Source organism: Rhodococcus xishaensis (assembly GCF_004011825.1).
In the GTDB taxonomy this organism is placed as follows: domain Bacteria; phylum Actinomycetota; class Actinomycetes; order Mycobacteriales; family Mycobacteriaceae; genus Prescottella; species Prescottella xishaensis.
Genome location: NZ_RKLO01000003.1, coordinates 199,035 through 217,225, shown reverse-complemented (window position 1 = coordinate 217,225; position 18,191 = coordinate 199,035). Strand labels below are relative to the sequence as shown.

The window sequence follows — 18,191 nt, the reverse complement described above, 5'->3', positions numbered from 1 at the left end:
CGCAGCGTGTTGGCTGTCTCACATTGTTGCGATGGAGTCGATGGGGTCACCATCGACGACGGTTCTCGCGGACGAATTATTCCCCTGTCCTTTTTCCGCCACATCACAGAGTCGTGAATAATGGCCGCCGGCATGTCGAAGTGTGATGTGATCTCCGGTTTCGACGATTCGGCCGTTGTCGACAACCACTACGAGATCCGCTCTCGCGGCGGTCGCCAACCTGTGCGCGACCACTACGGACGTGCGCCGTCGAGTGACCATCCGGCTCGAGTCGAGAACCAGCCGCTCCGTGGCAGGGTCGAGTGTCGCGGTCGCCTCGTCGAGTAGCAGCAGATCAGGGTCCACCATCTCCGCACGTGCGAGTGCGATCAGTTGGCGCTGACCCGCGGACAGACCCTGGCCGCGTTCGCCGATCGGCTGATTCATGCCGCCACGGAGTGCGGCGATGACGGGCAGGGCTCCTACCGCCCGGGCCGCCGCCTCGATCTCCGACCTGGTCGCGTCGGGTCGCCCGTAGGCGATGTTGCTCGCGACGGTCCCGGTGAACAGGTGAGCTTCCTGCGGGACGACTCCGAGGCGTCGCCGGTACCGGTGGAGCGGATACCGGCGCAGGTTCTCGTCGTCGACAGCGACCGCTCCGGACGTCGGGTCATAGAAGCGGGCGAGAAGTTTGACGATCGTCGACTTGCCTGCACCTGTCCGTCCCACCAGCGCGACCGTGGAACCGGACGGGATGTGCAGGTCGACCTCACTGAGGGCGTCGGATTCGGCGCCCTGGTACCGGAAGCTCACGTCGTCGAACCGGACTCGACCGTGCAGGCGGCCCTCGATCGGGACGGTGTCCCTGGGCTCCGTGGTCTCGATCGAGCTGGTGGTCGCGAGTAGCTCGGCGATTCGGCGAAGGCCGACGTTGGCCTGCTGGTAACCGTCGAACACCTGTGACAGCTGCTGGATCGGCCCGAACAGCAGCCCCAGGTAGAGAACGAACGCGACGAGGGTGCCTGGGGTGGCCACACCGTCGGCGACGCGCTGAGCACCGGCGAACACGACGGCGGCGAGCGCTAGGTCGGAGAGGAACGTGATGAACGGGAAGTACACCGAGATTGCGCGCTGGGACCGCATGCGGCTGCGGCGGTATCGGTCCGCGCCCTCAGCGAACCGTTGCGCGGCGAACTCCTCGCGTCGGTACGCCTGGGCGGCGCGCAGACCCGCAATGTTCTCCTGGAAATCGGCGTTCACCAGCGAGATCCGTTCTCTGGACACGCTGTACGCGACGCTGGAGATACGCCGGAACACCAGCGTGGCGACAGTGAGCGGGATGAGCGCGGTCAGCGTGACGAGAGCGAGCGCCGCGTCGGTAACCAGCAATGCCACCGAGATGCCCAGCAATGTCAGCAGCGCGACGATCGAGGTCGACAGGCCGGTCTGGATGAACGACGACAACGCGTCGACGTCGGTCGTCATGCGGGTCATGATCCGGCCGGACAGTTCACGTTCGTAGTAGTCGAGTCCGAGTCGTTGCAGGTGAGCGTAGCTGCGGACCCGCAGCCCGAAGAGCACTCGCTCGCCCGCCCGTGCCGTGATGACCGTGAGGATCGCGACGACGAGCCACCCGACGAGGGCGAGCGTCGCGCCCACCGCGGTGGCCGCCCAGAGCGGACCGTAATCGCCGGGGACCACACCACGGTCGATCGCGAACCGGACGATTGACGGGAACGCTATGCCGATCAGTGAGTCCAGCGCCAGGCACAGCACGACGCCGGCCAGTAGCCAACGCACCGGGTGCAGGAGCCGGCTGAGCCGGAACTCCGACTCGTCCGCGCGCAATCGGTCGGTGTCGGTGTGCGGGTCCTCGTCCGCGGGCGGCAGAGCGTCGACGGCGCGTCGCAGTTCGGGAGTCGCGACCACGCCACCGAGGGCGCCGGCCACCCCGCCGCCACCGCCGTGGCCACCCGGAAGCCCCCGGTCGGCTCGGGTCCCGTCGCCGTCCTCCGGAACGATCTCCGGCCACAGTTGCGCCGCGGTCGGATCGTCCGCTGAGTCGACGACTGCGTCGATTCCGTCGCGCTTCGCCACGGTGTCGACTTCGTCGGATGACGTCTGCGACGGATCCGGCGTGGCTAGTAGGGTCCTGAACAGCGGGCAACGCTCATCGAGTTCGTCAACAGTCCCGATGTCGACGATCCGGCCACCGTCGAGCACGGCCACACGATCGGCGAGCGTGAGCGTCGAGCGGCGGTGGGCCAGGATCAGGGTCGTCCGGCGGCGGCCGGTCTTCAACGCCGCAAAGATCGCCGCCTCGGTGCCCGCGTCCACTGCGGACGTTGCATCGTCGAGGATCAACACACGCGGATCCACCAGCAGTGCCCGGGCCAGAGCCACGCGCTGACGCTGGCCACCCGACAGTGTCAGCCCGCGCTCTCCGACAACGGTGTCGTAGCCGTCGGACAGTGCGGAGATGAACTCATCGGCCTGCGCGAGCTGGGCGGCGGCGCGGATCTGCTCGTCGCTGGCGTGGGGCCGGCCGAGGGCGATGTTCGCGGCAATCGTGTCGGAGAACAGGAAGGGCTCGTCGAACACCAGGCCGACAGCCTCGCGCAGTTGTTCGGCTCGCAGGGCGGAGACGTCGTAGCTGTGGCCGCCACTGGTCAGGGACAGCGTTCCGGCATTGGGCGCGTAGAAGCGGGGCAGGAGCAACGACAGTGCGGTCTTGCCTGAACCGGCCGGCCCCACGACGGCCACCGACTCACCAGGCGCGATAGTCAGGTCGAGACCGTTGAGAACAGTGCTGCCTTCGTCGAACCCGAAGATGACGTCGTGCAGGTCCACCCCGAGCGGCCCGTCGGGTAGATCGGTCGGGTGTGGCGGGTCGGAGACGTCCGGCTTCGTGTCGATGACCTCGTAGACGCGTTCGACGGCGGCCCGTGAGAGTTGGGCCATGATCACGACCTGCGACATGGTGCGCGTGGCTGTGGTCATGGTGGCGATGTACGCCGCGAACGCCAGGAACGTGCCGACGGTGATGGACCCGTTCAGTGCGAGGTAGCCGCCGAGCGCGACCACACCGACCAGGCCGAGTTGGGGGAGGGTCGCCATTGACGGTGCGAACCGTGCGTTGATCCGGGCCGCACGGAGGCGCTCGGCGTAGAGCGTGCGGCCACGATCCTCGAGTTGGTCTACCGCGCGGGACTCCTGCCCGAACCCCTTGACGACCCGGACACCCGTGACGGTTTCCTCGACGTGCTGGGCCAGGTCGGCGGCGCGTTGCTGCGCCGACCACGTGGCCGCGAACAGCGTGGGCCGTATCAGGTACACCACGAAGGCCACCGCCGGCACCACCATCAGCGCGACGACCGTGAGCAGCGGAGACAGCCAGGTCATGATCGCCAGCGCCAGGACGAACTGAAGCACCACACCCGCCGACATCGGAACCATGGACAGCAGACTCTGGACGAGTTGTAGGTCGGTGATCGAGCGGGACACCACTTGGCCGGTCCGGATCTGGTCCTGGCCCCGGCCGTCGAGGCGTTGCAGCGAGCCGAGCAGACCCAGGCGCAGGTCGTGCTGGACGTCCAGCGAGAGCCGTCCGGCAAGCATCCGGCGCCCGTACTGGCAGGCGAAGCGGACGCAGGCGAGAACCGCGATGGTTGCGGTGATGTAGGCGATGACACTGGTTGCGCTCGCCTCGCCGCCCGTCGCCGCGTCCAGCGCGAACTTCGTCAGCAGCGGGAACAGGATGTCGATGACCGCTGCGATCACCGTCACGGAAAGTGCTCCGACGGCGGTGCGTCGGTGGTTCCAGCACTCCGCTCCGAGTCGTCGAATCCAGCCTTGCCGGCCCTCGGCCACCGTTGTCGCATCCTGTCCAGCCATCGTGATCAACCGTAGTCCGATGGGCAGACAACACCCGCCGCAGGAGACTCAGGTGAGGTCGCGGGCGCGGGTGGCCCACCAACCGAGCCCGCACGACAGCGTCGCCCACAGTGCCAGGGCTACGAGCGACAACGAGGTCGTGGGCTCCGAGGCGTCACCACCGAGGTCGCCTTGGACGATGCCGCGGAACGCCGAGACGGTGACCGAACCGGGAAGCCACCGGCCCGCGGCCTCCAGGTGGATGCCGTCGAGAATGGTTCCGACAACTCCTGGCTCGAGTACCAACCAGGCGATGATTCCGACTGCGCTCGCGGTCGAAGACGTGGTCAGCAATGCCAATCCGGCGCCGATCAGCGCCCACAGCGTGGATGCCACCACTGCGACGAAGAGAATCGCCGCCAGTGTCCCGTCGAAGCGGACACCGTCGGACCCGACGAGTAGGACCGTCGAGACCCCGACAATCGCGATGACCAGGCAGGAGAGGAATCCGAACGCGGCACTGACCAGAAGCTTGGCGGCCGCGACCGCGTCCCGGCTGCGCGCGATGAGCACCGTGGTCGTCATCGTGTCGTGCTGGTACTCGGTGCCGGCGTGGAGGGCGCCGAACAGGGCCGAGCACACGATCACGAGCGGGAGAGTGACCAGCAATCCGATGCTGTCCACCAAGGACGCCAACTCGTGGGCACTCGCGTCTCCGGTCAGTCCGGCGACCACTGGCACGCTGATCAGGCCCGAGAGCACACCGGCAAGCAGCGGTGCCAGACCCAAGGCCCACCAGAATCGCAATGTCGCGAACTTGCGGAACTCCGACAACAGCAGGTTCGTCGTCACTGTTCGACTCCGGACGGTCCGGGGTCGGCGCACTGTCCCGATGTCATCGCGACGAATACCCGCTCGAGATCCGTTTGTTCGGTTGCGGCTCCGAACACGGTGACGTCGGAGCTCGAGGCGATCCTGCCGACCGTCGTGGTATCCGATCCGGCGATGGCGACCTTGCCGTCGGCCTGATGCCGGACGTCGGTGATGCCGGCGGCAGCGAGCGCGGTCGCGAGTCGGACCGGGTCGGAACACGCGACAACGAGTCGGGCGCGATGGCGGGCGCGGAAGTGCTCCATGGAGCCTTGGTGGACGAGCACACCTTGGTTGACGACCACGAGGCGATCGATGATCGGCTCCACCTCGCGAAGCAGGTGACTCGAGATCAGCACCGTCCGGCCCGCTCGGGTGAAACCGGCGAGGAACTCGCGCAACCACGCGATGCCCGCGGGGTCGAGTCCGTCGAAGGGCTCGTCGAGTACGAGGACTCGCGGGTCGCCGAGTAGCGCCGTCGCGAGAACCAGGCGCCGGCGCATGCCCAGTGACAATGTGCCGGCTCTACGGTCTGCCGTGTCGGTGAGCCCCACGCGGTGCAGTACCTGCCGAGCCCGGTCGTCCGGCACTCCAATGGCAGACGCATACACCCGCAGATGGCTGCTTGCGGTTCGGTTGGGGTGGAGCCCGCGGGAGCCGAGCATCGCGCCGACGGCGCGCGCCGGGTCCGCAATCGCACCGAACGGGAGCCCGAGCACTGCAGACGTGCCCGCGTCCGGACGAACGAGGCCCAGCAGCATCCGCAGCGCTGTCGTCTTCCCGGAACCGTTGGGTCCCAGCAAGCCGGTGATCGAACCGTGAGGAACGCTGAAGCTCAGATTCGACACGGCCCGAACGGATTTGAATTGCTTCGACAGCCCGTGCGTCTCGATGGCCGCACGTGAAGTGGGGTGTGTGCCCGGGGCTCGCGTGGAAGGCATTCCCGAGATCACCGATCCCCTCGAGGCCGGCCGAGTCGACCTACCTGTTCAGAAGTTGCCGCATCTGAGCGATCTCGGCCTGTTGGCTTGCGATGATGTTCTGAGCCAGTTCCCGCACCTGCTCACTTTCACCGTCGCGCAGAATCTCTTCCGAGCTGGTGACGGCGCCCTCATGGTGTTCGATCATCATCTCCAGCCACATGCGATCGAACTCCATGCCGCTCGCACTCTCGAGTGCCCGCATCTGTTCCGGCGTCATCATGCCGTGCATGCCGTTTTCCATCTCGGGCATATTCGTCATCGGTTGGTGCTCCGGCTCGGGAACTCCCCACGCGGTCAACCACCCCTCCATCTGCTCGATCTCGGGCTCCTGGGCGTGTTCGATTTGCGTGGCGAGGGAGTTGACTTCGGGGCTGTCGGAGCGGCTCGGAACCAGTTCCGCCATCTCGATGGCTTGCTCGTGGTGCGGAATCATCATCCGCACGTAGGCGACATCGGCGTCATTGTGGGCGCCGGTCGGTTCGTTGGTACCGGGAGCACCAGCCGACGTCGTGGCCTCGGCGCCGGTTGGCGTGGCGTTGTTCGCGGCTTCGTTGTTCGAGCATCCGGCGACGAGGATGACGGCGGCCGCGGCGGCGCCGATCCCGACGAGCAGTCGTTTGGTATTCATGATCTGCGCCTTCTTCGCAAGTGGACTTGGTAGTGGTGGGAACGAAGGGGCTGCGTGATTTGCGCGTCGCGGCGGGCTGACTCCCGCCGTAATCGAGCTGGTGCTCGCGCATGGCTACAACACTACCGACCCGGACGCCGTTCTCATCGGCGCAGGAACGGGAGTACTTCCCCCAGGAACTCACTCGGGCAGTCGAGCTGCGGACAATGACCGCAGCTCGGTATGACCGCCACCTGACGATCCGCCGTGACTGCGATTCGCCGAGCCGCCCGGGCAGGTGTGAGCAGGTCGTTCGCACCCCACAGCAGCAGCGCGGGCACCTCGAGGTCGGCGATCATCCTCGGGATCGGCAGCTCTGCGATCTCCCGGATCACGACTCGGCCGAGAGCAAGGAGGTCGGCAACCTGACGCTTGGTCGCGTAGTGCTCGGTGTAGCCGGACCGCACCTTCGCGTCCGCGCGGCTCGGATGCCGAAGCGCCGCAAGCGCATACACCGCACCCATCATCCGTTGGACGTACCGGTCCGGCATCGGGCCTGCGAGGGCGCCCGCGAGCCCATCCATGCGTAGTTGGGCACCTCGGGTCCACGAGCGCGGGATCCGGACGACCCCGGGCATGTCGGACAGGACGACGTCGGCGATGAGGTCGGGCCGAGCGGAGGCCCACACGAGGGCGATCACGGCGCCGAGCGAGTTTCCGACGACGCTGACCTGGTCGGACTCATCATTGACCAGGTCACTGAGGATCTCGACGTATCCGTCGATGACCGGTTCTCGCCAGGTTCCCGCACTACGACCGAAACCGGGCAGATCGACGACGAGCACCCGATACTGCTCGGCGAGGGTGGGCACCACCTTCTGCCAGGTTCCGCCGTGGTCCGAGTAGCCGTGCAAGAGAACCACTGTCCGCTCGCCAGCCCCAGCGGTGAGGACGTGGAGACCGTCGGAACGCTCGGCGCGCACGATGTCGTCCTCTCGTCGGGATCGGCGTCAGGAGCAGACCTTGCGCTCCTGGTTCGGTGCCGGGCTGACCGGCAGTCGCGCGTCGGAATCGCGTGCGTCGACTCGATCACGCCAGGCCCGCGGGGCTGGCCCGAATGCCTCGCGGGCATTGTCGATGACACCCCGGCCGATCGCACGGTTTCCGGCCCCGCCGACTACCGCGCCGACGCCGGCCGGAAGCAGCTTGCCGAGGATGAGCGCGCTGCGCCTGGCCGCATACTTCGTCACGAACCTGCGCACCAGCGAACTGTTCATCGCCTTCATGGTCTGGGGCGGTATCCGTCCGGTGACCAGGTGCGCCCAGTTCGTGGCCGTCAGTCCGGTGGCCCGTTCGACGATCTCCATGCCGGACTCACCGAGTGCGACGGCAAGGACGAGGGTGCGACGTTGTTGATGGTCGTGTGGGGAGATTCCGTGCACCGAAGCGATTGCCAGCGTCAGTAGCGCGGAGGCCTCCAGAAAGAACGCAGTCTCGGCGCCCACGGCGGCGATGGACGCGGCTGTTCCGACCGCGGGGACAGCGGCGGTGGCGCCGACCGCACTCCCGCTGCTCGTCACCGCGGTCAGGAACATCTTCTCCATCCGCTCGACGATCTGCGCGGGCGTCTCATCGGGATGGGCGCGGCGCACTCGCTCGACGTACCTTGCCACAGCTGGCGCCTGCAGTCGGCTCGCATTGTCCAGCACTGTGGTGATGGTCGATTCGACTCGTCCCTGCCTGTCGGCCATCCCACTCCTCAATTCGTTCTCCCGGTCCGGCATTCCGGGTGGCGTGGTCACTCCCAATACGACTATACGGAATGGGGGGGTGGGTGCCGTCGAGCTCCTGGCCCGGTGCAGCCCTATGTGTGTTCTCCTTCTATCGTGACCACGAGCTGCGCGTGCTCTCCGTCCGTCCGGTGGTGTACCTCCACGTTGGAAGCGTTCTGGCGCAACCCGATAAAGGACTGCGCAACCGAACCGGACAATGGCATCTCGACGACCTCGACGACGTTCCCGAGCCCGGCATTCGCCAGACGCCGCGGCTCGTCGGCTTCGCGGTTTTCCGGAGACGGTCCGACTCCAGCCAGATCAACTTGAATGATGGTGCTTCCAGCTACATGTTGAACGCCGAGGCCGCCGTGTGCGATCGCCTCCGCCACCGGGCGCAGGGACCATGAGACCGCGCCCTGTCCCTGAAACGTGTACACGATCTCATCGCCACCGTTCACCTCCTCGAGCGTCACCTCGATCAGGGTCGGCATCTGTCTCTCCTCGGCGGACGGCTCGGATGTCGTGGATGGCTCGGATGTCGTGGATGGCGCTGTAGGTGGCAGTGGTGCACCAACCTCGAGGCTGCCGGTCTGCCAAAGGCCTGTGCAGCATTCGGCAGGAGCGGCGTACGACGTTGCTACGGGATTCGCGTCCGAGTTCTGTCCGCACGCGGCCAGCGCCATCGCCAAGACCAGGCATGCCACTATCGTCCGAAGTTTCACATTGGGAAGCTATCAGCCGACTTCAGTCCCGCTCGGTAGTCGCCCAATGTGAGAGCGGTACAACCTCTTCTGGAAGTGGCGGGTGCGGTGGAGTGCCGTCCCCGAATGGACGGCCACCGAGCGTTTCCCGGTTGTGTGGTTCGAGCCAATGCGACAGATCCGGCCCCTTCGGCACGATCTGTGTCGGGTTGATGTCCTTGTGAACGATGTAGTAGTGCTCCTTGATCTGGGCGAAATCGATCGTGTCCCCGAACCCAGGGGTTTGGAACAGATCCCGCGCGTAGTTCCACAGCACCGGCATCTCCGACAGTTTGCTCCGATTGCACTTGAAGTGCCCGTGGTACACCGCATCGAACCGGGCGAGGGTGGTGAACAGGCGCACGTCGGCCTCGGTGATGGTGTCGCCCACCAGGAATCGCTGGTCAGACAGTCGCTCGGTCAGCCAGTCGAGGCGCTCGAACAGTCGGTCGTACGCGCTCTCGTACGATTCTTGCGAACCGGCGAAGCCGCATCGGTACACGCCGTTGTTGACATCCCGGAACACGAGTTCGGCGACCTCGTCGATCTCGCTCCGCAGATCCTCGGGATACAGATCCGGCGCACCGTCGCGGTGGAACTCCTTCCACTCGGTGGACAGGTCCAGGGTGATGTTCGGGAAGTCGTTGGTGACCACCTGGCCAGTCGAAATCTCGACGATGGCCGGCACCGTGATGCCTCGTGGGTAGTCCGGGAAGCGGGCGAAGTACGCGTCCTGGAGTCGCGGGATCTTCAGGACCGGGTCGACGCCCTCGGGGTCGAGATCGAATGTCCAACTGCGTTCGTCGTGCGTGGGGCCGCAGATCCCCATGGACAGAACGTTTTCCAGTCCGAGCAGTCGGCGGACGATCATCGCCCGATTGGCCCACGGGCAGGCGCGCGCGACGATGAGCCGATATCTACCCGGTTCGACGGGGTAGCCGTCGCGGCCGTCGGCGGTGATGCGCGTCGTGATGTACCGCATGTCCCGGGTGAACTCCTTGCCCGGGTCCACGAAGCTGGCACCGCTCTCGGTGCCGGGCGAGCGCTGCGTACCGTCGTCGCTCATCGTGATCAACTCCATGTGTCGCGTTGATTCACACGGTACTGGGCGCCACGACGATCGACACGAATGTTCCCAGTTCCTCGTAGCCGAGGTTCGTGGCCAGCCGGCGCGAGGCGATGTTGTCCCGGTGTGCACGCCATTGCGGGATCAGGCCGGCATCGAGAGCGTCGTTGGTGGCGAGTTGTGTCGCGGTAGCACCGTACCCGCGCCGCCGGGCCGCCGGCGCCGTCAGTGTGCCCATGTCGGCGATGATGCCCTGCCATTCCAGGTATCCGGCTGATGCGAGCGGGTCGTGGTCGTCGTCCACGACGGTGAACCAGTTCGCCTTGGCGGTCAGCCTGGCCTCGGCGACATCGTCGGGCGGGCATACCGCCTCGAGGGCCAGAACATGTTCGAACTCATGCGAGACCAGGGGTTCCTCGACCGCGACAGCGCTCCCGAAGTCGGCAGCCCAACCCAGTTCTACGGGTCCGGATCCACGGCCCGAGTGGTCCTTCGCGAGCGCAAGCAGGCCACCGGAACGCGCGAGTTCGTCGTTGGAGCACGAACGCGAGCGTTCGACGGCCCACGTGGGCCCGACGAGTGCTGCGGCGCCGGCGATCGTCACGAAGCGGATCCGGTCCTCCAGGTCGTCAACCCTTACGTGGCGGGCGCCAGAGTCGTCCAGGGCGCGGTCGGGAAGGCCGAGTTCGCGCGCCCACGCGAGCCGGATGATGTCGATCTGATGGCCGTCCACGACGTCAACGGTAGTGCGGTGCCCGGACGGTTGTAGTAGGGATCTTCGTTCGTGGCTCTCGACTCGTCCACTCCTGGTATGGCGTTGTAGGGCGGTGGGCGTACCGTCGAATCTGCAGGGGCGAGGAAGAGAGACGGTCCATGTCGACGGTCCCCCAGAGGACGGCCCCCAATAGAAAGGTCGGGAATCTCCCGGCCACATTGACGACATTCGTAGGACGCCGTCGTGAGGTCTCTGCGTCCAAGCGTTTGCTCACCGAATCTCGCCTGGTGACGTTGACGGGTATAGGGGGCGTCGGGAAGACGCGGCTCGCTTTGCAGGTCGCGGGCGACGTGCAACGCGACTTCCGTGACGGCGCATGGCTGGTGGAACTCGCGGAGCTACGCGATCCGGAGTTGGTCCCGAACGCAGTTGCCGCGCGTTTCAGGCTGCAGGATCGGGGTGCGCGGTCGCCGACCGATCTCGTCGTGGACTTCCTCCATAGCAGGGATCTGCTCATCCTGCTCGACAACTGCGAGCATCTGGTCGGGGCGGCCTCCAAGCTGGTCGACCTGCTGCTGCGAAACTGTCCACGCCTTCGTGTGCTCGCCACGAGCCGGGAGCCCCTCGACGTCGGTGGCGAGGCCGTCCTACGAGTGCCGCCGCTGCCGGTTCCCGACCCGGACTCGCCGCCGACATTGCAGGCGATGCCGAGTTACGAGTCCGCGACCCTCTTCGTCGAGCGTGCCCAAGCCGCTGTCCCGGGTTTCGCCGTCACGGAGGGCAACCGGGCTGCGATCGCCCGAATATGTCATCGCCTGGAAGGCCTGCCTCTGGCGATCGAGCTGGCGGCCGCTCGTGTGCGGGTGCTGTCGCCGGAGCAGATTCTGCAACGGCTCACCGACCGGTACCGGCTGCTGACCGCCGGCAGCCGCGTGGCTCCGTCCCGACTGCAGACGCTGCGGCTGAGTGTCGATTGGAGCTACGAGCTGTGTACACCGGAGGAGCGCAGGCTGTGGAGTTGGTTGTCGGTCTTCGCGGGCGGATTCGAGCTGGACGCCGTCGAAGGCGTGTGCTCTGACGCTGTACCAGGGGACGTGCAGGCCCTGGTCGAGTCTTTGGTCGACAAGTCGATCCTGATCGCGGAGCGGTCCGGTTCGGTGGTTCGCTACCGGATGCTCGAGACGTTGCGGGACTACGGGCAGGACAACCTCGTCCAGGCAGCAGAATGGACGGAGTGCCGGCGCCGGCACCTGGACTGGTACGGCGCTCTCGCCGAGCGGGCCGAGGCGGACTGGGTCAGCCCGCGCCAGGTGGAGATCATTGTCCGGCTCACCCGGGAGACCGCGAATCTGCGTGAAGCCCTCGACTTCTGCGCGACGGGGTCCGGCGAGGCGGCGACCGGGGTGCAGATGGCGAAGTCGCTGTACTCGTTCTGGGACTGCAAGGGGATGCTCGACGAGGGGCGGCGCTGGTACAGCCGTGTCCTCGATGCCTCCGACGAGGTTCCCGATCCGATCCGCGTCGCCGCCCTCTGCTCTGCCAGCTCATTCGCGGGCTTTCAGGAAGACTTCGTCGCCGCATCCGGCCTGATTGCTCGGGCGCGATCCCTCGCCCGGGTTCTCGGGGATCCGTACGTCGATGCTCTCGTCCTGCACGCGGTCGGCCGGCAGGCGGTCTACCAGGGCAACTGCGCTCTTGCCATCGAGTCGTTCGAGCCTGCGCTGGGGCCGCTCCGAGCACGCCCGGACCTGCCACAGCTCATCCGGACTCTGTTGGGGCTGGGATTGGTGGAAGGTACGAGCGGGAACGCCGAACGTGGGACGGCCTACCACGAGGAAGCACTGTCGATCGCGCGGGCCCACGGCGCGAGTACCTATCAAGCCAGGGCAATGTTCATGCTCGGCCTCGCGTTGTGGCGGCGAGGCGAACGCGATCGCGGGTGCCGACTGTTCACCGAAGCGCTGCCACTCACGCGGGCGGTCGACGATCACTTCGCCTGCCAAGGGTGCCTCGAGGGAATGGCGTGGGCCGCCGCCGATGCGCGGCAGGGCGAACGGGGCACAATCCTGTCGGGTGCGGCCGAGGCGATGCGCCGGGAAATGGGCTTGCCGCCGGTGGCGATTCCGACGATGCTCGAGTACCACGAAAATTGCCTCAGACAGTGTCGGCGACTCGTCGGGGACCGGTCTTTCGAGGCGGCCTTCTCTCGGGGTGCGGCCCTGAGGGTTGGCGACGCCGTCGAGTTCGCGCTGGCGGCGGGAGAGGGTACCGGGCCGATGCGGGCCGAGAAGGAAGCGCCCACCACATCGACGCGGATCACGGACCCGATCGCTGCGCAAGCTGCGCTCACCCGTCGCGAACGTCAGGTCGCGGATCTCGTGGCACGCGGCCTGACCAACCGGGAGATCGCCGAGACGCTGGTGATCGCCCAGCGAACGGCAGAGGGTCACGTCGAGCGGGTTCTCAGCAAACTCGGGTTCGGATCGCGCACCCAGATTGCAGCGTGGGTCGCCGAACAGCACGACGACGCAACACACTGAACTGGGGTATCGGGCCTGGCGGACGAAGTCGTCCGGTCTCGCCTGGTCCCTCGATGGGGTTCGCGTACCGTCGAATCCGCAGGGGTGGAGGAAGAGAGACGGTCCATGGCTACGGCCACCCAGAGAAGGGTCGGAAATCTCCCAGCTGCGCTGACGACATTCGTCGGACGAAGGCGCGAATCCTCGGCGACAAAACGTCTGCTCAACAAGTCTCGCCTGGTGACGTTGTCGGGCATCGGGGGCGTCGGGAAGACGCGGCTCGCGTTGCAGGTCGCAGGTGAGGTGCAGCGCGACTTCCGTGACGGCGCATGGCTCGTCGAACTCGGGGCGCTACATGATCCGGACTTGGTCCCGAACGCGGTCGCCGAAGCGTTCAGGCTGCACGATCTTGCCTCGCGTTCGCCGACCGATCTGCTGGTGGACTTCCTCGGCAGCAGGGATCTGCTTGTCCTGCTGGACAACTGTGAGCACCTGCTGGGGGCTGCCTCCAAGTTGGTCGACTTGCTTCTGCGCAGCTGCCCAGGTCTGCGTGTTCTCGCGACGAGCCGGGAGTCTCTCGACGTGGGTGGTGAGGCGGTTCTGCGGGTGCCGCCGCTTCCGGTTCCCGACCCGGATTCGCCGCCGACCCTGCAGGCGATGCCGAGCTACGAGTCCGCGACGCTGTTCGTCAAGCGCGCCGAGGCCGCTGTCCCGGGTTTCGCCGTCACGGAGGGCAACCGGGCTGCGATCGCCCGGATCTGTCATCGCCTGCACGGTTTGCCTCTGGCGATCGAACTCGCGGCCGCTCGTGTGCGGGTGCTGTCGCCGGAGCAGATCCTCGAGCGGCTCACCGACCGGTACCGGTTGCTGACCGCGGGCAGCCGGGTGGCTCCGTCGCGATTGCAGACACTGCGGATGAGTGTCGATTGGAGCTACGAGCTGTGTACTCCGGACGAGCGCCGGCTGTGGAGTTGGTTGTCGGTCTTCTCGGGCGAGTTCGAGCTGGACGCCGTCGAAGGGGTGTCCGCCGACGTGGTGTCGGGGGACGTGCAAACTCTGGTGGGGTCTCTGGTCGACAAGTCGATCCTGGTTGCGGAGCGGTCCGATGCGGTGGTCCGCTATCGGATGCTCGAGATGTTGCGGGAGTACGGGCAGGAAAGGCTCGTCGAGGCGGGTGAGCGGACGGAGTGCGGTCGCCGACACCGCGACTGGTACGGCGCTCTGGTCCAGCGTGCGGAGGCAGACTGGGTCGGTCCACGTCAGGTGGAGATCATCGCCCGGCTCACCCGGGAGACCGCGAATCTGCGTGAAGCTTTCGACTTCTGTGTGACCGGGTCCGGGGAGGCGGCGATCGGGGTGCAGATGGCGAAGGCGCTGTTCCCGTTCTGGTTCTGCAAGGGGATGCTCGACGAGGGCAGACGCTGGTACGGACGTGTCCTCGATGCCTCCGATGAGGTTCCCGATCCGATCCGCGTCGCCGCCCTCTGCAATGCCAGCCTGCTCGCGAGCATGCAGGAAGACTTCGCCGCCGCGTCCGAGCTGATCGCACGGGGGCGGTCCCTCGCCCGGGTCCTCGGGGACCCGTACGTCGATGCTCTCGTCCTGCACGCGGCCGGCGCGCAGGCGCTGTATCAGGGTGAGTGCGCTCGTGCAGCCGAGTTGTTCGAGCCCACGCTCGGGCCGTTCCGAGCGCGTCCGGAGCTATCACTAGTCATCTGGACCCTCGGGGCGCTGGGCATGGTGGCCGGGATGTGCGGGGATCCCGAACGCGGGACGGCTTACTTCGAGGAACTGCTGTCGATTGCGCGGGCCCACGGCGCGACTTTCTATCAGGCCGGGGCAATGTTCGTGCTCGGGTTGACGTTGTGGCGGCAAGGTGAACGCGAGCGTGCCGCCCGGCTGTTCGCCGAAGCGCTGCCACTCACACCGGAGGTCGACGATCACTTCGCCGGCGCGGGGTGCCTCGAGGCGATGGCGTGGGCTGCTGCCGACGCGCGCCAGGGCCAACGGGGCGCAATCCTGTCGGGTGCGGCGGAAGCAATGCGCCGGGAGATGGGGGTGCCGCCGGTGGCGGTTCCGGGAATGCTCGAGTACCACGAGCAGTGCCGCAGACAGTGCCGGCAGATCCTCGGTGACCGGGCTTTCGAGACGGCCTTTTCTCGGGGTGAGGCCCTGGGGTTCGCCGACGCCGTCGAGTTCGCGCTCTCGCCGGGAGACGGCTCCGAGCCGATGCGGGCCGAGAAGGAAGCGCCCACCACATCGACGCGGATCGCGGACCCGATCGCTGTGACGGCTGCGCTCACCCGTCGCGAGCGTCAGGTCGCGGATCTCGTGGCACGTGGCTTGACGAACCGGGAGATCGCAGAGACGCTGGTGATCGCGCAGCGCACCGCTGAGGGCCACGTCGAGCGGGTCCTCACCAAACTCGGGTTCGGGTCGCGCACCCAGATCGCGGCGTGGGTCGCCGAACAACGCCACGAGTCGACGCCCTGAACTGGAATATCGACCTAGCGGAGGCACTCGCCCAGGAGGATCCTGTGGCGCAGAACACGTACGGGGATAGGTAGTTCTACCGTCGTGCCGATCGGGTGCGGACGACGAAGCTATTTGTCAGCGGGGGAGGAAGCGAGCCGGTTCATGTCGCCCGCCCCCGAGAGAAAGGTCGGGAATCTTCCAGCCCCGCTGACGACATTCGTCGGACGACGTCGCGAGGTCTCGGCGGCCAAGCGTTTGCTCGCCGAGTCTCGTCTGGTGACGTTGACGGGCATCGGGGGCGTCGGGAAGACACGGCTCGCGTTGCAGGCTGCCGGTGAGGTGCAACGGAACTTCCGCGACGGCGCATGGCTCGTCGAACTCTCGGCGCTGCACGATCCGGACTTGGTCCCGAACGCGGTTGCCACGTCGTTCAGGCTGCACGATCTTGCCGCGCGTTCGCCGACCGATCTGCTGGTGGACTTCCTCGGCGACGCGGATCTACTCGTCCTACTCGACAACTGTGAGCACCTGGTCGGGGCAGCCTCCGAGATGGTCGACCTGCTCCTGCGAAAGTGCCCGGGTCTTCGCGTGCTCGCGACGAGCCGGGAGTCTCTCGACGTGGGTGGTGAGGCGGTTCTGCGGGTGCCGCCGCTTCCGGTTCCCGACCCGGATTCGCCCCCGACTCTTCGGGCGATGCCAAGTTACGAGTCCGCGACGCTGTTCGTCGAGCGCGCCGAGGCCGCTGTTCCGGGTTTCGCCGTCACGGAGGGCAACCGGGCTGCGATCGCCCGGATCTGTCATCGTCTGGACGGTTTGCCTCTGGCGATCGAGCTGGCGGCTGCTCGTGTGCGGGTGTTGTCGCCGGAGCAGATCCTCGAGCGGCTCACCGACCGGTACCGGTTGCTGACCGCGGGCAGCCGGGTGGCTCCGTCCCGTCTGCAGACGCTGCGATTGAGTGTCGATTGGAGCTACGAGCTGTGTACTCCGGACGAGCGCCGGCTGTGGAGTTGGTTGTCGGTTTTCGCAGGCGAATTCGAGCTGGACGCCGTCGAAGGCGTATGCGTCCAAGCTGAATCGGGGGACACGCTGGGTTTGGTGGGGTCTCTGGTCGACAAGTCGATCCTGATCGCGGAGCGGTCCGGTTCGGTGGTTCGCTACCGGATGCTCGAGATGTTGCGTGAGTACGGGCAGGAGAAGCTCGAAGAGGCGGGAGAGCGGGCGCAGTGCCAGCGCCGGCACCTGAACTGGTACCACGCTCTCATCACGAACTCAGAGGCCGACTGGGTCGGACCTCGCCAGGTGGAGATCATTGCACGGCTCACCCGGGAGACCGCGAATCTGCGCGAGGTCCTGGACTTCTGCGCGACCGGGTCCGGGGAGGCAGCGACCGGGGTGCAGATGGCCAAGGCGCTGTTCCCGTTCTGGTTCTGCAAAGGGATGCTCGACGAGGGGCGGCGCTGGTTTGCGCGCGTCTTCGATGCCTCCGACGAGGTTCCCGATCCGATCCGCGTCGCGGCGCTCTGCGATGCCAGCCTGCTCGCGGGCATGCAGGAAGACTTCGCCGCGGCGTCTGGCCTGATTGCTCGAGCGCAACCCCTCGCCCGGGTCCTCGACGACCCGTACGTCGATGCCCTCGTCCTGCACGCGGCCGGCCGGCAGGCGCTCTACCAGGGCGAGTGCGTCCGTGCCGTCGAGTTGCTCGAGGGTGCGCTCGGGCCGTTCCGGGCGCATCCCGACCCGCAGCGACTCGTCTGCACCCTGGTGTCGCTGGGTCTGGCGGCCGGGATGGGCGGGGACACCGACCTCGGGACGGCTTACCACGAGGAAGTGCTGTCGATCACACGGTCCAACGGCGAGAGCAAGTACCAGGCCCAGGCCATTTACATACTCGGACTCGCGCTGTGGCGGCGAGGTGAACGCGAGCGTGGGGCCGGGCTGTTCGCCGAGGCGCTGTCACTCACGCGGCCTGTCGCCGATCATTTCGCCGGCGAAGGGTGCCTCGAAGGAATGGCGTGGGCCGCCGCTGATGCGCAGCAGGGCGAACGAAGCGCGATCCTCGCGGGCGCGGCGGAGGGGATGCGTCGCGCTATGGGCGTGCCGCTGGTGGCGATTCCAACGATGCTCGAATACCACGAGGAGTGCCGCAGTCAGTGCCGTCGGATCCTCGGTGACCGGGCTTTCGAGGCGGCCTTCTCTCGGGGTGCCGCCCTGGGGTTCGCCGAGGCCGTCGAGTTCGCGCTCGCGCGGCAAGACGGCACCGAACCCACCCGGGCCCAGAGTGATGTGCCCACCGCATCGATGCGAGTCGCGATTCCGACCGCTCCGACGTCTGTGCTTACCCCGCGCCAACGTGAGGTCGCGGAACTCGTCGCTCGTGGCCTGACCGATCGGGAGATCGCCGAGACGCTGATGATCGCGCTGCGCACCGCAGAGGGCCACGTCGAGCGGGTCCTCACCAAACTCGGGTTCGGGTCGCGCACCCAGATCGCGGCATGGGTCACCGAACAGCGCGACGAATCAACACCTTGAACTGGGGTATCGGCCTCGCGGACGAACGTGACCGTGAGGACCCTGTGGCGCGGAACACGT

Annotated in this window: 12 protein-coding genes; 3 read left to right on the top strand and 9 right to left on the bottom strand. The window is 66.8% G+C overall.

Going from position 1 to position 18,191, the window contains the following annotated elements; all coding sequences use genetic code 11:
- Positions 1-18: 18 nt before the first annotated feature.
- The 9 genes from EGT50_RS08395 to EGT50_RS08355 all read right to left on the bottom strand — a co-directional run bounded on the left by EGT50_RS08395 (position 19) and on the right by EGT50_RS08355 (position 10,626).
- Complete coding sequence (locus EGT50_RS08395) at positions 19-3,873, bottom strand: ABC transporter ATP-binding protein (RefSeq protein WP_127952873.1); 3,855 nt, start codon at positions 3,871-3,873, stop codon at positions 19-21.
- Positions 3,874-3,921: 48 nt separating this feature from the next.
- Positions 3,922-4,704: an ABC transporter permease gene (locus EGT50_RS08390; protein ID WP_235870653.1), complete on the bottom strand. Its 783-nt coding sequence runs from the start codon at positions 4,702-4,704 to the stop codon at positions 3,922-3,924.
- Positions 4,701-5,570 (bottom strand): ABC transporter ATP-binding protein, encoded by an 870-nt coding sequence (locus tag EGT50_RS08385; protein ID WP_408014617.1) that lies wholly within the window; start codon positions 5,568-5,570, stop codon positions 4,701-4,703. The genes EGT50_RS08390 and EGT50_RS08385 overlap by 4 nt, the downstream gene beginning before the upstream one ends.
- Positions 5,571-5,703: 133 nt before the next feature.
- A complete protein-coding gene (locus tag EGT50_RS08380) occupies positions 5,704-6,333 on the bottom strand; it encodes a DUF305 domain-containing protein (RefSeq protein WP_127952867.1) in 630 nt (209 codons plus the stop codon).
- Between the two features lie 143 nt (positions 6,334-6,476).
- The gene (locus tag EGT50_RS08375; RefSeq protein WP_235870652.1) at positions 6,477-7,295 is read right to left on the bottom strand and encodes an alpha/beta fold hydrolase; all 819 of its coding nucleotides are present in this window, start codon (positions 7,293-7,295) and stop codon (positions 6,477-6,479) included.
- 27 nt (positions 7,296-7,322) lie between these two features.
- A complete protein-coding gene (locus EGT50_RS08370; protein ID WP_127952864.1) occupies positions 7,323-8,063 on the bottom strand; it encodes a hypothetical protein in 741 nt (246 codons plus the stop codon).
- A 113-nt stretch (positions 8,064-8,176) separates the two neighbouring features.
- A complete protein-coding gene (locus tag EGT50_RS08365) occupies positions 8,177-8,578 on the bottom strand; it encodes an AMIN-like domain-containing (lipo)protein (RefSeq protein ID WP_127952861.1) in 402 nt (133 codons plus the stop codon).
- A 253-nt stretch (positions 8,579-8,831) separates the two neighbouring features.
- Complete coding sequence (locus EGT50_RS08360) at positions 8,832-9,893, bottom strand: glutathione S-transferase family protein (protein ID WP_127952858.1); 1,062 nt, start codon at positions 9,891-9,893, stop codon at positions 8,832-8,834.
- A 28-nt stretch (positions 9,894-9,921) separates the two neighbouring features.
- On the bottom strand, positions 9,922-10,626 hold the full coding sequence (locus EGT50_RS08355) for a GNAT family N-acetyltransferase (RefSeq protein WP_235870651.1): 705 nt from the start codon (positions 10,624-10,626) through the stop codon (positions 9,922-9,924).
- 140 nt (positions 10,627-10,766) lie between these two features.
- On the opposite strand from EGT50_RS08355, the gene EGT50_RS08350 reads away from it, so the two are divergent.
- From EGT50_RS08350 to EGT50_RS08340, 3 genes are all read left to right on the top strand, one after another.
- Complete coding sequence (locus EGT50_RS08350; RefSeq protein ID WP_127952852.1) at positions 10,767-13,148, top strand: ATP-binding protein; 2,382 nt, start codon at positions 10,767-10,769, stop codon at positions 13,146-13,148.
- A 105-nt stretch (positions 13,149-13,253) separates the two neighbouring features.
- Positions 13,254-15,620 (top strand): ATP-binding protein, encoded by a 2,367-nt coding sequence (locus EGT50_RS08345; protein ID WP_127952849.1) that lies wholly within the window; start codon positions 13,254-13,256, stop codon positions 15,618-15,620.
- Positions 15,621-15,764: 144 nt separating this feature from the next.
- Positions 15,765-18,131, top strand: coding sequence for an ATP-binding protein (locus EGT50_RS08340; RefSeq protein WP_127952845.1), 2,367 nt, complete (start codon positions 15,765-15,767; stop codon positions 18,129-18,131).
- Positions 18,132-18,191 lie beyond the last annotated feature (60 nt).

Bases quoted from the DNA above. Each gene is read 5' to 3' on its own strand.
- EGT50_RS08395 (WP_127952873.1), bottom strand. From the start codon at position 3,873: ATGGCTGGACAGGATGCGACAACGGTGGCCGAGGGCCGGCAAGGCTGG.
- EGT50_RS08380 (WP_127952867.1), bottom strand. From the start codon at position 6,333: ATGAATACCAAACGACTGCTCGTCGGGATCGGCGCCGCCGCGGCCGCC.
- EGT50_RS08370 (WP_127952864.1), bottom strand. From the start codon at position 8,063: ATGGCCGACAGGCAGGGACGAGTCGAATCGACCATCACCACAGTGCTG.
- EGT50_RS08365 (WP_127952861.1), bottom strand. From the start codon at position 8,578: ATGCCGACCCTGATCGAGGTGACGCTCGAGGAGGTGAACGGTGGCGAT.
- EGT50_RS08360 (WP_127952858.1), bottom strand. From the start codon at position 9,893: ATGAGCGACGACGGTACGCAGCGCTCGCCCGGCACCGAGAGCGGTGCC.
- EGT50_RS08350 (WP_127952852.1), top strand. From the start codon at position 10,767: ATGTCGACGGTCCCCCAGAGGACGGCCCCCAATAGAAAGGTCGGGAAT.
- EGT50_RS08345 (WP_127952849.1), top strand. From the start codon at position 13,254: ATGGCTACGGCCACCCAGAGAAGGGTCGGAAATCTCCCAGCTGCGCTG.
- EGT50_RS08340 (WP_127952845.1), top strand. From the start codon at position 15,765: ATGTCGCCCGCCCCCGAGAGAAAGGTCGGGAATCTTCCAGCCCCGCTG.